At 52.1% G+C, this 14376-nt stretch carries 12 protein-coding genes; 8 read left to right on the top strand and 4 right to left on the bottom strand.

Going from position 1 to position 14376, the window contains the following annotated elements:
• The first annotated feature begins 56 nt into the window (after positions 1 to 56).
• The 6 genes from VFA09_15420 (at position 57) to VFA09_15395 (ending at position 8478) form a co-directional block, all read left to right on the top strand.
• Positions 57 to 3170: a LuxR C-terminal-related transcriptional regulator gene (locus VFA09_15420; GenBank protein HZU68666.1), complete on the top strand. Its 3114-nt coding sequence runs from the start codon at positions 57 to 59 to the stop codon at positions 3168 to 3170.
• A gap of 107 nt (positions 3171 to 3277) precedes the next feature.
• Positions 3278 to 4549, top strand: a complete 1272-nt coding sequence (locus tag VFA09_15415) for an MFS transporter (protein ID HZU68665.1) — start codon at positions 3278 to 3280, stop codon at positions 4547 to 4549.
• A 119-nt stretch (positions 4550 to 4668) separates the two neighbouring features.
• Complete coding sequence (locus VFA09_15410; GenBank protein HZU68664.1) at positions 4669 to 5178, top strand: Mov34/MPN/PAD-1 family protein; 510 nt, start codon at positions 4669 to 4671, stop codon at positions 5176 to 5178.
• 451 nt (positions 5179 to 5629) lie between these two features.
• On the top strand, positions 5630 to 6586 hold the full coding sequence (locus VFA09_15405) for a hypothetical protein (GenBank protein ID HZU68663.1): 957 nt from the start codon (positions 5630 to 5632) through the stop codon (positions 6584 to 6586).
• 92 nt (positions 6587 to 6678) lie between these two features.
• On the top strand, positions 6679 to 8007 hold the full coding sequence (locus VFA09_15400) for an adenylosuccinate synthase (GenBank protein HZU68662.1): 1329 nt from the start codon (positions 6679 to 6681) through the stop codon (positions 8005 to 8007).
• A gap of 84 nt (positions 8008 to 8091) precedes the next feature.
• Positions 8092 to 8478 carry a pyridoxamine 5'-phosphate oxidase family protein gene (locus VFA09_15395; protein ID HZU68661.1) on the top strand — a complete coding sequence of 129 codons (387 nt, stop codon included), beginning with the start codon at positions 8092 to 8094 and terminating at the stop codon, positions 8476 to 8478.
• Between the two features lie 15 nt (positions 8479 to 8493).
• Here the strand turns inward: VFA09_15395 and VFA09_15390 are convergent, their stop codons facing one another.
• The gene (locus tag VFA09_15390) at positions 8494 to 9105 is read right to left on the bottom strand and encodes a GNAT family N-acetyltransferase (GenBank protein ID HZU68660.1); all 612 of its coding nucleotides are present in this window, start codon (positions 9103 to 9105) and stop codon (positions 8494 to 8496) included.
• A 74-nt stretch (positions 9106 to 9179) separates the two neighbouring features.
• On the opposite strand from VFA09_15390, the gene VFA09_15385 reads away from it, so the two are divergent.
• Complete coding sequence (locus VFA09_15385) at positions 9180 to 9311, top strand: hypothetical protein (protein HZU68659.1); 132 nt, start codon at positions 9180 to 9182, stop codon at positions 9309 to 9311.
• 38 nt (positions 9312 to 9349) lie between these two features.
• Positions 9350 to 9631: a hypothetical protein gene (locus VFA09_15380; protein ID HZU68658.1), complete on the top strand. Its 282-nt coding sequence runs from the start codon at positions 9350 to 9352 to the stop codon at positions 9629 to 9631.
• A 413-nt stretch (positions 9632 to 10044) separates the two neighbouring features.
• On the opposite strand, the gene rsmG is transcribed toward VFA09_15380, so the two are convergent.
• The 3 genes from rsmG to VFA09_15365 are packed head-to-tail and all read right to left on the bottom strand — an operon-like array spanning position 10045 to position 14376.
• Positions 10045 to 10773 (bottom strand): 16S rRNA (guanine(527)-N(7))-methyltransferase RsmG, encoded by a 729-nt coding sequence (gene rsmG, locus VFA09_15375; GenBank protein HZU68657.1) that lies wholly within the window; start codon positions 10771 to 10773, stop codon positions 10045 to 10047.
• Positions 10766 to 12961 carry a VWA domain-containing protein gene (locus VFA09_15370; GenBank protein HZU68656.1) on the bottom strand — a complete coding sequence of 732 codons (2196 nt, stop codon included), beginning with the start codon at positions 12959 to 12961 and terminating at the stop codon, positions 10766 to 10768. The genes rsmG and VFA09_15370 overlap by 8 nt, the downstream gene beginning before the upstream one ends.
• Positions 12962 to 12972: 11 nt before the next feature.
• Entirely contained in the window at positions 12973 to 14376 is a 1404-nt protein-coding gene (locus tag VFA09_15365; GenBank protein ID HZU68655.1) for a sigma 54-interacting transcriptional regulator, read from the bottom strand.

The raw sequence follows: 14376 nt of genomic DNA, 5'->3' as shown, positions 1-14376 counted from the left end.
ATAATCATCCACAAGGATTTGTTGGGGAGCAAAAATAAGAGAGATAATATACGTCAATGCCGAAGACAGCACAATACATCGTAATCTGGTCCCAGAAGGAAGACAGGTATCTTTTAACCGAGTCGAAAAGCGGAGCTTCACATTTGCTGTCAGATGAAGAATACTGGCAGCAATGGCTCGCAGCCCATCGCTCGTTTGCCTTTCATGGTCGCAATGGACAGATCAATTTGTTGAAAGAGAAGCGCAGCCGTGGTGAAGATGATTACTGGTACGCTTATCAACGCCATGGAAAGCAGATGGTGAAGCGTTACGCCGGTCGCAGCGTGCAATTGAACGCGGAACGACTGGAAGAAATCTCAACCCTATTAGCACAGTGGGATGAGGTGAAAACTGGCCAGCCCTCTGAGAACGCTTCCCCTGCTTTCAGTCCTGTACAATTCGAACCACTCTTGATGCCCAAACTACAGCCACCTCGCAGCCAGAAATCACTTCTGAAACGCGAGCATTTGCTGGAACTGCTGGATAAAGGTCTCGAACACAAATTGACCATCATCTCCAGCCCAGCAGGTTATGGCAAGACAACTGCAGTTGCTCAATGGATTGCGGAAAGAGGCACAGACCAGGACGTTGCGCGTATCGCCTATGTTGCCCTGGATGAGGGCGATAACGATCCCATTCGCTTCTGGCGTTACATCATTGCGGCTTGCCAGAAGTTTCAAGCAGACTTCGGCAAGGAGGCGCTTGAATTGTTGCTGGCAAACCGGTTGCCACCTTTCAAGCCTCTGCAAATGATGCTGATCGCTCTATTGAACGAGTTAAGCCAGCTTGAACAACCTGGTGTCCTGATTCTGGATGATTTTCATACGATTAGCTCGCCGCCGCTGCGTGAAACACTCGCTTTTTTCCTTGAGCACCTGCCCACTTCGTTTCACGTGTTCCTGCTTATGCGTGGAGACCCTACTCTCTCTTTGACCCGCCTGCGCGCGCGTAACGAGCTGCTGGAAATCTACCCGCCATACCTGGGGTTTTCGCGAGAAGAGACGCGCACTTTTTTCGAGCAGGAACTCCCTTTCCCACTTTCAGAAAAAGTGTTGCGCCAGATATACGATAAACTGGAGGGTTGGCCCGCGGGTATACGCCTGCTCTCCGGAACGTTGCCTCTTGTGAAAAGCGAGCAAGAATTTGAGCACACGCTGGAGGCATTTTCAGGCCGTTATTGGAGAATCCAGGATTACTTTCTGAACGAAGTGCTGCGGACACTACCGGAAGACCTGCAAGAGTTTCTGCTACAGACATGCATCTTTCCTCGCCTGGCAGCCGCGCTTTGCGATGCGGTATTGGAGCGCAATGACAGCACGCAGCGGCTCGCGGCACTATATGGAGGCGATCTTTTTCTGATACCATTAAACGCTACAGGAGAGTGGGGACGCTATCAATCTCTCTTTGCTGATGCAATGCAGCAAGAAGCTCGCAAACGATTGGGAGATGAGCGATTGCGCGCCCTTGCTGCCGCGGCAAGCCTGTGGTACGAGCAGCATGGACTGCTGGTCGAGGCAATTGAAACCGCGCTTTATGCTGCTGACTTTACCCGCTCCGCCAATCTTATCCAGCAGTTCATCGAGGACAAACAGCAGAGCATTATGCCAACCATCCCGGAGGTGTATAGCTTGAATCGCTGGTTGGAATGCCTGCCGCAAGAAGTGCTGGAACGCAACCCCTACCTTTGTTTGCACTACGCCATGACCCTGCTTTTTAAACTCATGGAAGACCCACGTGCTTCAGACCGCAAAGAGCGTATTTATTCCCTGCTGCAAGTGGCGGAACAACAATGGCGTGATGCCAATAACACCGCGAAGCTGGCCGAAGTATTCGCTTTCCGGGCACTACTAGCGCGTCAAGAAGGAAAAATGCTCCAGGCCGTCACATGGGCCAAACAGGCGCTGGCATGGCTCCCGCCTGAAGGACGCACCTGGCGCAGTATTGCTCTGACGGTGGTCGTAATGGGAGAGATGGTTGACGGGCAGCTGAAACACGCGCGCACCTACCTGCTTGAGGCACTGACACTTAATGAACAACAGGGCAATGTCATCTATGCGCGTGCGACTCGCGGCATGCTCAGCTGGGTAAGTTTAGAGCAGGGAGAGCTTCATCACGCGGCTGAGCAGTTTCACCAGATGCAGGCCGAGGCCCGGGCGCAGGGGGATTTTGACGATATTGCTCGTTCGCAGTTGGGGCTGGCACAAATTGCCTATCAATGGAACAATCTGGAAGAGGCACAGCAGGCTGTACAGGAGACCCTGGAAATTGGCGAGCAGATGAATGTGGAAGAGTTTCTGGCCCTGGCAACGATGCGACTGGCGCTGATTGAGTACGCGCAGGGTCAGAGCAAACAGGCACAACAACGTCTCCTGGCGTGGTTGACCGGGAAAACAACGTTCAGCACGCCTCACAGCTACCACCTCTATCGAGAAGTACAGGCCACGCTGACGCGCTTGCAACTCATGAGCGGTGACCACGTCGGTCCTGAACGCTGGTTTGCAAGTATCAAGCAACGTGAAGAACCTCTACCATTACTACAGCGGCAGCGCGAGCAGTTGCTACAAGCTCGTTTGTTTCTTGCGCAAGGAGCGATTGGCGAGGCAATAGAGCGGCTCGATTCCTTAAGTGCGGCAACACAGCAAAGCGGCCACCTGTACTTCTGGATGGAAATTCGGATGGTACTGACGCTAGCGTATCTCCAACAGAAATCGCGTGAGAAAGCGCAGCAGCAATTACTGCAACTATTAAAACTCACGCACGGCGAGAACTATATGCGCCTTTACCTCAATGAAGGCGAGGAACTGGCCAACCTCTTGCACGGATGCTTACCTCAAATACACGAGAAAATTGTACTGGCCTACGCGCGTCGCATCCTCCACGCTTTTGATAGGGAAATCGGCACATCAGAGCAAAACACACAACCTACCACAGTACTGATAGAGCCTTTAAGTTCGCAGGAACAGAAAGTCCTGCGTCTGCTCGCGGCAGGAAACTCCAATGCAGAGATTGCACGCGAACTGGTCGTGTCGGTCAATACGATACGAACGCAGGTACAGAGTATCTATCGCAAACTGAACGTCAACAACCGTGTCGAGGCTAGCGCCCTTGCCAGGCAGCTTGAACTGGTCTAAAAAATCATCCGGCAAATCATCCTCATGCATGATGCCAGTTCGTCCTTTCACCAGGTACAGTAGAGACCATGATACAAAACAATGCAATTCGATTGGAGGACATGTACATGAATGTATCAGAAGTCTCTACGCCAACAGAGAATGCAGACAGCACAAAAGCTGCTCCGGGACGCAAGGCGCTGCTCTTTCTCATGGTCATGGCATTTTTAAATACAATGGGCATGACGATTGTAGGACCCGTTGTGCCGTTTATGACATTGCGACACCTGAGTAATCCGAACAATCTCGCGCTGGTCGTCTCATGGTTAACAGCAAGTTATGGCATTTGCCAGATGATCGCAGCGCCAGGATTGGGCCTGCTGAGCGACCGTTTTGGACGCCGTCCGATCCTGTTCATCTGCCTGCTCGGTTCAGCAGTCGGCTACATACTTTTTGGTTTAGGAGCCTCGCTCTGGGTACTCTTCCTGGGACGCATCATCGATGGCCTGACGGGTGGCAACTTCAGCGTTCTTTTCGGCTACATCGCCGATATTACGAAGCCGGAGGAGCGCGGCAAATACTTCGGTATGATCGGCGGCGTCTCAGGAGTCGGCTTTATGGTTGGGCCTGCCATCGGTGGTCTGCTGGCGACTGTCAACTATAGCACACCCTTTCTCGTAGCTGCCGGAGTCATCCTGCTCAATATCGCCTGGGGTTTCTTTTTCCTGCCCGAGAGCTTGAACAAAGAGCATCGCGTGGCGGCAATTCGGCTACGCGACCTGAATCCACTCAAACAAATGAACGACGTGTTCCGGCTAGCAAATCTGCGCTGGCTATTGCTGGCCGCTTTTTTCTACGCCTTGCCGTTTGCGATGCTACAGGCCACGCTCACCATTTTGATGAAGGATAGCCTGGGCTGGAATGCTACTCAAGCAGGAATCATCGCGACGACGGTAGGAGTGGTCGATATCGTCGTGCAGGGCATCCTGGTGGGCAGGTTGATCACCATCTTCGGCGATGTAAAGCTCAGCATCAGTTCATTGATTCTGGTAGCAATCAGCTATCTGCTGCTCGGTTCCATCGCGCTGTTTGCCTCGCCAATCCTGCTCGTAGCAGGTGTCATTCTCTTCGCGGGTTCCGGTGGGCTGGTCGAAAACGCGCTGCGCGGATTAACCTCGCGCATGGTCGGGCCGGGTGAGCAAGGCCGGGTAGGTGGCGCGGGCCAGTCAATCCAGTCAATCGCGATGATTCTCGGCCCCCTGCTCGGTGGCCTGGTCTATACAGAGTGGGGCCACTTTCAGACTTATGCTGCCGGGGCATTGATTATTGCTCTAGCCATCGTCTCAGTAGTAATCGCCACTCCATCGTTGCGCAAGAGCCACCAGGAGCCGACCACATAAGGCTCTTGTCGTGTTTATTCTCACACAATTCACCCACGTATGATAGTATAAAGATATGCACAAATCTCTCGAAGTGGATAGAAAGCGTTCTTTGATAGAATATGCGAGAAAACAGTAGAGTGTTCGTTCACATCAGTATTAGCGCCCAGAAAACGATGCTGCTGGATGTCCATAAACGCCAGTTCATCGAGGCGTGCGGGGTTCTATTGGGAAGAAGAGATGATGATGGGAACTGGTTTATTGAGCAGGCATATCCCCTGCGCAATATTTTTGACTCACCCGTTTACTTCGAATTTGCTCCTGAAGATTTGCTGGCCGTTGACATCGAGCATCCAGGCGAGATTGTAGGGGTCTATCATAGTCATCCGACGGGACTGGCCGTCGCCAGCAGCACCGATCGCCAGAATATGAAACGGGTCAACGTTGAACAGCAGATTCCCTGGATATGGTTGATTATTAGCGGACCATTTGACCGCAATCCAACGTTATTACAGCAGGTACAACGTCATTTGCGATTGTTGCCGGATTCGTCTTTCGTAGCCTATCATCATTATGAGGGCGAGGGATTGAGACGCATCCCTATTCACTTTGAAGAGGTGACCGAAAAGCCGTTCGATGACATACCTTAACCCCTTATGAGACATTCGGTCAAATGGGTAGCCAAGAACACATCTATGAGCTATAATGGACGCCGGTAATGGAATGAACAATCTCATGAGGCAACAGGGAAGAGGAACGCAACATATGGCAATGAGATGCCCTAACTGCGGTAATGAGGTCGGCCCAGGTGAAACATTTTGTGGACAATGTGGAACACCTAATATACCGCCTGCGCAGCCAACTGAGTTGATGAATTCACAATCAATGCCCAGCGGAGCTTTGAGCAACGGATATGGTTCGCTCCCGCCCTCAATACCCAATGCATACAACTCAGGAATGCATCCTTCAAGTTCCCCTTCCCATACCTTTTATGGAGGCGGTCAATCTGCGCCGTCTGGGCCCTTATATTCCAGTTCGCCCATCATTGCCTCATCTGAGCCACAGCAGCAGTCCGGCTTTTATAACGAGGCTACCGAGGCGATGTCCTCCTTAGCAGCCAGCAATAATCAGAACTTTCAGATGGGCTATCCACAACAACCGCAGATGTTTATAGGTAGGCCAAATCCTGGGGAATTTCCGGGCGCTAATCAGTACCGTCAATCTATGAGTCCTTTTCAGGCGAGCAACTATGCAAGTCCGCCCACGATGTATTCACCGCCTCCGCCATTTATCAATGGCCAGAACTACCAGAGGCCCCCAGACTTTCCGCCACAGAAAAAACAGAATAACACCGTCCTCATCATCATTTGCATCTGTCTCTCAGTCGCAATCATTTCCGTTGCCGCTTTTGGAGCGATCTACCTGCTGCATAATAATTCATCTAAAGCCCATAACAAAACGGCTTCCCATCCTACAAGCGTTATTACGGCAACGGCGGCATCCAACCCGTCTCCAATGTTAAGCCCCACGGCCTCTTCGACGCCGTCTCCCACTCCATCACCATCGCCATCTCCGGCAGCTACCTCGACGCCACCTGACCCGGGTTTCACATGGTGTGATACCACATGCACACAAAAAGGCTATATAGTCGAATATCCTGCTGGATGGCAAGAGGCATCCACTTCAGATAACACCGGTATACAGTTCACCAATCCAACCTCGCCAGATATGTTTGCCGCTTTCAAAACGCCGGGGCCGGCAACAGGTACAGCAGATCAACTGGTTGATAATGATTTGAATAATTTTGCTTCACAACCTGGCTATATGCCGCCAACATCGTCTTCAAGCACAACCATTGCTGGCGAAAACTGGGTGTATAAAATCGCGTCTTACCAGGTAAATAACCAGCAGGAACAGATTGAGGTCTACGCTACCGTACACCAGGGATTGGCCTACATTATCGAATTACAGGCATCTACTAGCCAATTTGATGCCGCCAATACGCAATATTTCGAATACATGCTGGGCCGATTCCAGTTCCAGCAGGCAACACCGTAGTACCGGAAATATTTGACACCTGAGAAGCGCATAACGTACTATAGCAGATGGACAAATCGGATAACACTAGAAGCGGAGAGGGAAAATACGCTATGGCCGTTGTAGCAGTCATCGGAGCCCAATGGGGAGACGAAGGCAAGGGGAAGATTGTAGATGAGTTGTCAATGCATGCGGATTTCGTCGTCCGTTACCAGGGAGGGAGCAATGCGGGACACCGCGTGGTGCATGAGAAAGGAGAATTTTCATTTCGTCTCGTGCCATCAGGTATACTCTTTCCCAACACCACATGCATTATCGGCAATGGTGTCGTGGTGGACCCCAAGGGCCTTATCGCTGAAATGCAAGAGCTACAAAGCCGGGGTATAGATACATCCCGGCTTTATATTAGTGAAAGGGCACACGTGGTGATGCCCTATCATTTTCTGCTCGACCGCCTTGAGGAAGAGGCTCGTGGCGCGGACAAGATCGGCAGTACGCAGCGGGGCATTTCTCCCGCCTATGTTGATAAGCATGCCCGCATCGGCATCCGCATGGCAGACCTGCTCGATGTCGACGCTTTCCGGGGTAAGCTCGCCAGCATCCTACAACAAAAGAATCGCATGATTACAGAAATCTATGGGCAACCGCCGCTCTCGCTTGAAGAAATCCATGGCGAGTACTTCGGTTACGGCCAGCAATTACGCTCGCATATCGCCGATACCCAGGCAATGCTGCATGATGCGCTCTTTGAGCGCAAAACCATTCTTCTGGAGGGCGCCCAGGGCGCGCTGCTGGATATCGATTTCGGCACCTATCCTTTCGTTACCTCATCTTCGACAATGGCCGCCAACGCTTCCGCAGGTGCAGGATTGCCGCCACGCTCCATCAATCGCGTTATCGGCATCTACAAGGCCTATATCACACGTGTCGGCAGCGGCCCCATGCCTACCGAACTCTTTGATGGCACCGGCCAATTGATGCGCGAACGTGGGCATGAATATGGTACCAATACCGGCAGGGAGCGCCGCTGCGGCTGGTTCGATGCCGTTGCCGGTCGCTTTGTCGCCCAGCTCAACGGCCTGGATGCCGCCGTCATCACCAAGCTTGATGTTCTCGACACACTTCCAACCATCAAAATCTGTACCGCTTACCAGCTTCACGGCAAGCTCATCCACAGCCTACCCGCCACACAAACCGCCCTCGCCGCCTGCGAGCCTGTTTACGAGGAGGTTGAAGGCTGGCAGTGTGATACCACAGGCGTTTGTTCTTACGAACAACTGCCGGCAGCCGCGAAAAATTACTTGAAACGCCTGGAAACCTTGATCGAAACGCCCATTGCGATGGTCTCGGTCAGCCCGCAACGGGGTAGGACGATCCAGGTACAGGATATGCTGGCCACCCCGGAGTATGATGCGCGCTATCCCAGGAACGCGATACGATAGGTTTCAATTTTGCATGCACTCGTAAGGAAAAGATACATGCCCGGTCACATTCCCTGACGCAAAGTTGATTTACCTCTGAAGGCAATGCGCTCCATCTGGATCAGTACAACGCGCCCGGATGGTCGTCCCCATGCCGTACCCGTCTGGTTCGTCTGGGACGGCACCAGCATCTATTTCATCAGCAGGCGCGATATGCAAAAATCGAAAAATCTCGCTCAACAGCCCTGGATTGTTGTCCATGCCGGGGATGGAGATGATGTGATCATCCTGGAAGGATACGTGGAGATAGTATCAGACCCGGAAGAGTTGAAACGTATCGACTCTGCTTATGCCGAGAAGTATGTAGACCCGCATAGTGGTGCCAGTGATACGATATTTCAGGAAAACTGCGACCTGTACCGCGTGCATGTGAAACACGTGATGACGTGGGAATATGGCACCGTTGGCACGCGCACCGATTGGAGATTCTAAGGGGAAGAAAAGGCCTTACCAGGTTTTTTCGCCAAAGTATAGCGGCCCCGTTACAAAACTCTTTCTAGCGCGTTTCCCTTTTTCGGATAGAAAGAGCATAAAAGCTGTTTCGGAGCTTTTCTCAGGATTGAGCAAATCTCCTATAAGAGTGATCAGGTTATCCATACGTTCAAATCCCGCTTGTTCGTAAAATCCTTTGACGGTGGAATGAAAGATCACGATATCGACATCCCTTTTGCGCTCAATGTAATCTCTGGCTGATCGAACCAGTTGCAGGCCATATCCCTGTCTCCGAAAGGCTGGATAGGTAAACACGCCTGTCAATCCATATGCTTTATATTCTTCCTGCCCATGGGAAAGCATTTTCCAGACAACCTCTAAATGGCTGATAAGGATACCCTCCTCTTCCAGAAGAAACGTAACGGGATGCATCTCGGGCTTTGTCGTCCAATCCCGTAACCTGTTCGTTCCAGAAAACAGCTCAGGCCATTCGATGCGCGAAAATGAGAGGATCTGGCATTTGAATCGCTCAGGCACATCCAGGTTTTCAAAAATGTGTTGCTGTATCATGCCTAAATTATAGTGTGGCAAGGATTGGTTGTCCAGCTTATAGTGCAGTTCTGCCACTTCCTACCTCTCACATACGTGTTAAACAAAAAGGTACCTGTACAGAAAATGCTTTGCAGCCAGGAGATAGAGCTATGTTCAGGGCAAACAGGCGCAATGGCATAATGTCACGCCTCTGGGAATGGATCGTTGAGAGTATCATCGTCGTCATCGTGGTTCGTATAGTGCGCCGTCTCATACGCGGCTTTTTCCGCGGGAGAAGATAGACATAGTATACCAATCGATTGGTAGAAAGGAGTATGACATGGATATGGATGTTACACAGACGACAGAAAATACGGTGAATATTGCGCCGATGAGCGTGCATGGTTGGAGATTCGAGTTCGTCAATGCAGAACTGCGCATTGCTTCCGAAGATAATCCCAACGAGCAAGTAAGTCTTAATGCACAAGCCGCTTATTCACTGCTCGACTACCTCTACCAGTACCGTGAGAAAATTTCCGAGGCCGCACAGACGCCGCAAGGAAAGAGCATCGAGGAGAAAGAAGTAGCGAAAGAGAAGCCAGGAATGACTTTAAATACCTGAAGCAGGACGACGCGCCGCCTTTTTGCTCTTCAGCATAGAGGTGTCTCAAGCCTTTGAATGCTCGCGATAAACTCATCCTCTGTCTGAAGAGCATGAATTTGATAGAACTATCGTGCATGGGATGAACGAAGCCGTAGCCCAAACTATCTTCCACAGTTGTATGCAGGCTTGCTATTTTTTAGCTCTTGCACACGTAATACAATATGAAGCATCTGCATGCAACATTCTGTGCAGGGAGAAAGGTATTTCCCATGTTCAAAGCAAGGAAACGTAACAGCCAGTTACCCCTCTGGGAATGGATTCTTAAGGGCATGATTATCACCCTTGTTGTTCGCATGGTAAGCCGTTTTTTTGGTGGCATCTTCGACAGGGGCAGATTTCTAGCACATTGACTGCTCGTAATGAGAGTACATTTAGCCATGAGCTGCATCCTCTCCCAGTGGTTTCTTCGCCATCTGGGAGCCACTACGGGGAAACTGCCCCGGGCAACTTTTCTGCTGCTCCCATACCAGGAGACGTCGTCCATCTTCCAGCCCCGGCAAATTCACAACAATATCTGACTTAAAGGATGCGCCAAGTTGTTTCGCCGCCCGTTTTCCCTGTTCCAGTTCTTCAGTGATCTCGCCTTTTTTGAAAAGAATGATCTGTCCTCCAACCTGGCAGTAAGGCGCGGCGTATTCCAACAGCGATGGTAGAGCAGCAACCGCGCGAGCTGCCACTACATCAAACCTCGCACGATATTCGGGTTTGCGCGCCAGTTCTTCAGCACGTCCATGTACAGCCTCCACTTCCTTCAGTTGCAGCGTTTCAATCACATGCTGCAAGAAGGTCACTTTCTTGCCGGTGGCCTCTAACAATACTACTGACCACGACGGACGCACAATCTTCAAGGGCAGACCTGGGAAACCTGCGCCGGCTCCGATATCAAGCAAACGCGCCTGAGGATTGTCATAAGCCAGCAGTAACGATAAAGAATCGAGGAAGTGTTTGACTAACACTTCCTCTGGATCCGTTATCGCAGTCAGGTTGATGTGTGTATTCCAGTCGAGCAGTTCCTGGCGGTAGCGCTCAAACTGTTCCAACTCCTGCGCGGTTAGCTCGAGACCGAGCCGGCGCAAGCCCTCAGCGAATAGATTACGCAATGAACTTCTTCTTGCTATTCAGATAATCAACCAGCAGGTATTCACCCAGGTTGTTCTTATCTGCATAGAATGTACGACCATGATTGATCGATGCCATTTGGTTGACGAAAGCAACCATCCATCGATCATCTTCCAACATGAAGGTATTGATGGTGATGCCCTCGCGCGTGCAGCGCTGCACCTCTAACAGTGCCTGCTGTTCGGCGAATGGGTTTGGCGGATAGCCGAATTGCCATTCACCATTCTCCAACCACACGGTTGGGCCACCATCGGTAATCATGATAATCTGTTTGTTCACGCCACGGTGACGCGCCAGCAATTGCCGGGCCAGCATCAGGCCATGCGCCATATTCGTGCCGGTGCTGTTATCGTAGCGCCCCATCTCTACCAGTTCCTCCGGCTTGTATTCACGCGCCAGGAAAGAGAAACCGACAACATACAGGTTGTCGCGCGGGAACTGCGAGCGGATCAGGCTTTCCAGGGCGACCGCGACCTTTTTCGCCGCAGGTTGGCACCCATTGTAGACCATACTCATGCTAAGGTCGATCATCAGAACGGTAGAAGACTGGGTAGTGAACTCCGTGCGGTACACCTCAAAGTCCTCTTTTTGCAGAGTGACCGGAGTGCCTACACCGCGGCGGTGCAGCGCGTTCATTAACGTCTTTTCCAGGTCAAGCAGGAATGGATCGCCGAATTGATAGGCCTTACTTTCATCGGTGCGCTCGCCGCCTACTCCCCTGAATGGACTGATATGCCGGCCAAAGCCATCACGCTTGAGCTTGTTGAAGATGTCCTGGAGCGCCTTCTGGCCAATCTTGCGGATACCGCGAGCGGTCAATTCCCATCGATTGCCTTTCTTCTGGATATAGCCGGCCTCCTCCAGCACCTTCATGAGTTCTTTCAATTGCTCGATTGATTGATACTCCTCATCTCCTAGCAGGTCTTTGACCTTCTCACTATCGATGGCTTCCAGGTTATCCAGTCGTCGCGCTTCCTGGAGCTGGTCTTCTAACCCCTCCATTTGCTGCAAGCGGCTCATCATGCGCATGGCCTCGTTAAAAGGCAGCGATTCACCGCCGCGGAATGGGAAGCGCGTCCGTATATCCTCCATCGGAGCGATGGCTTCGAGATTCTGCGCCAGTTCCATCAGGTCAACACGGATGCGATCATCGCCCATCAGTTGTTCCATCAGGTCCTGCAACTCTTGCCGCTGCTCCGGCGAGAGGTTGTCCATGATGCCTTGCATGGCCGCCATCTGCTGCTGCATCTGCTCGATCAGATCATCGAGCGAATTCACGCCGGGAAAGTAATCGCCATACTTCTGCATGAACGAGTCGAAGTCAGGTTCCAATCCCTGCTGGCGCTCGCGCAGCATCTTGTTGAGATCGCGAATCATCTCGCGCAGCCTGGCGATATCTTCTGGCGTCATACTTTGCAACGACTGCTGCATGCCCTGGAAGAACTGTTGCATCATCTGCTGCTGAAGGCTCTCCAGCAGTTCCTTGAACTTCTCGCGCGCCTCGTCATCCATGAAGTCATATTCGGAGAGTCCCTTGATCTGGCCGGGAATATCCTGTGGCAGTTTATCCAGGTAGTCCTGCTTGCGCTTCGCAATCATTTCAAGCATCTTGCGCTTTTGCTCAGGCGTCAAATCGTCGCTGCCCTCGTCGGACTGTCCCGACTGACTGCCACTTTCACCCTGCTGTCCTGATTGCTGGCTTCCAGATGGAGTCTGGCTCCCAGCCTGTGGACGACCTGATGGCTGCTGCTGGCCGTCCTGCTCCTGCCCCTCGGACGGCTGCTGGCCCGATGGTTGGGACGATTGCTGATCTTGCCCGGAGCCATTATCCAGGCGGCGTTGGATGCCCTGGCGCTCCAGTTGCTTGATCTCTTCGAGCTTCTGGCGCAGATCATCCATCACGCCTGAGGCCATGTTATAGCGATTTAGCTGCTGGTTGCGCATGTTGCGCATACGCTCGAGCATCTCGCGCAGGCCCATGGTACGCTGGCCATCCTCGGTACGGATGCCGTCCCGCATCAGGCGTTGAAGCGCCTGCTGCAGGTTGCCGCCCTCCATGTAGTCATCGGAGAGCGCATTGAGGATATCATCGGCATCCAGTCCCTCGATGCGCTGGGTGCCGTCCCAGCGCGAGTAACCGTAACGGTTCTTATAAAAGCGTTTGAACATGGAAGTATTTCCTAGCGCCGGTAGCGAGTCTTGCCGTTCACTTCATCCTTATTAAGCCGACGGTTCAAGTGCAGGCCCTCGAGGATAAACTCGACGGCGGATGCGATACTGGCGGGGCTACCTCGTCCATTGAGCTTGTCGACGGCTTTGCTCAAACCACCAACCCGCGAGAGTTGGGTGACATATTCCATGGATGGCAAATCATCGCCTACCTGGACGTTCAGGCCGCGCTCGAAGCCCGCTACCAGTTGTTCAAATTCACGCACTTCAAAGTATTCACCAAAAACTTCGAGGATTGCGGCATTGATGAGCTTCTGAACGATGCGCTCCTCTTTGACATCACCCACCGTATCAAGCTCAATTTTACCACTCGTCGAGGCTATGATGGCGGAAAGATCACTCACGCGAGGAGCAACTTGCCGCTCTTTGAGGCGCAACGCGCGCCGGCAAGCATTGCTGAGAACGTTCTCATAGTTCGCGACGGAGACACGCACACTAACGCCAGAACGCTGGCTGATGTCGTTGCTGCGACGTGCCTGCTGCGTAATTTCCGCGATCACTTCCTTCATGAACTGGGGGAAGATGATCTCTAAGCCCTCGGTCGTGAAGTGGGTGCTTTCAGACTCCATGATCTGAATCTCGTGTTCGGTCGTGAGCGGATAGTGCGTGCGAATCTCGGAGCCGACACGGTCTTTCAATGGCGTAATGATACGCCCGCGGTTGGTATAATCTTCGGGGTTGGCGCTGGCGACCACGTAGACATCCAGCGGCAAACGAATCTTGTAGCCACGAATCTGCACATCGCGCTCTTCCATAATATTCAGCAGGCCAACCTGGATACGTTCGGCCAGGTCAGGCAATTCATTAATGCAGAAGATGCCACGGTTGGTGCGAGGAATCAAGCCGTAGTGAATCGTCAATTCGTCGGAGAGATAGCGCCCCTCTGCGACACGCACGGGGTCTACCTCGCCGATAAGATCAGAGATGGTGATATCAGGAGTGGCCAGCTTCTCGCCATAGCGCATATCACGAGGCAGCCAGGCGATTTCTACACGATCACCTTTCTCTTCAACTTTATCGCGGCAAGCCTTACAGATAGGCTCATAGGGATTATCATTAATTTCGCACCCGGCAATTACCGGAATCTCATCATCAAGCAAGTTGACCAGGTTGCGGGCCATACGCGTCTTAGCCTGGCCGCGCTCGCCCAGAAAGATGATATCCTGGCCGGAGAGAATGGCATTTTCGACCTGGGGGATCACAGTATCCTCGTAGCCGATAATCCCAGGGAAGAGTTCTTCCCCTTTCCGAATCTTCGCGATCAGATTTTTCCGCATCTCTTCTTTGACAGAGAGAACTTTATATCCACTTTCTCGCAACTCACCAATGGTGTGAGGTCGGGTCATAATGGTCAT

Source organism: Ktedonobacteraceae bacterium, from assembly GCA_035653615.1.
Lineage (GTDB): Bacteria > Chloroflexota > Ktedonobacteria > Ktedonobacterales > Ktedonobacteraceae > DASRBN01.
This window is presented reverse-complemented; position numbering and strand designations above follow the sequence as displayed.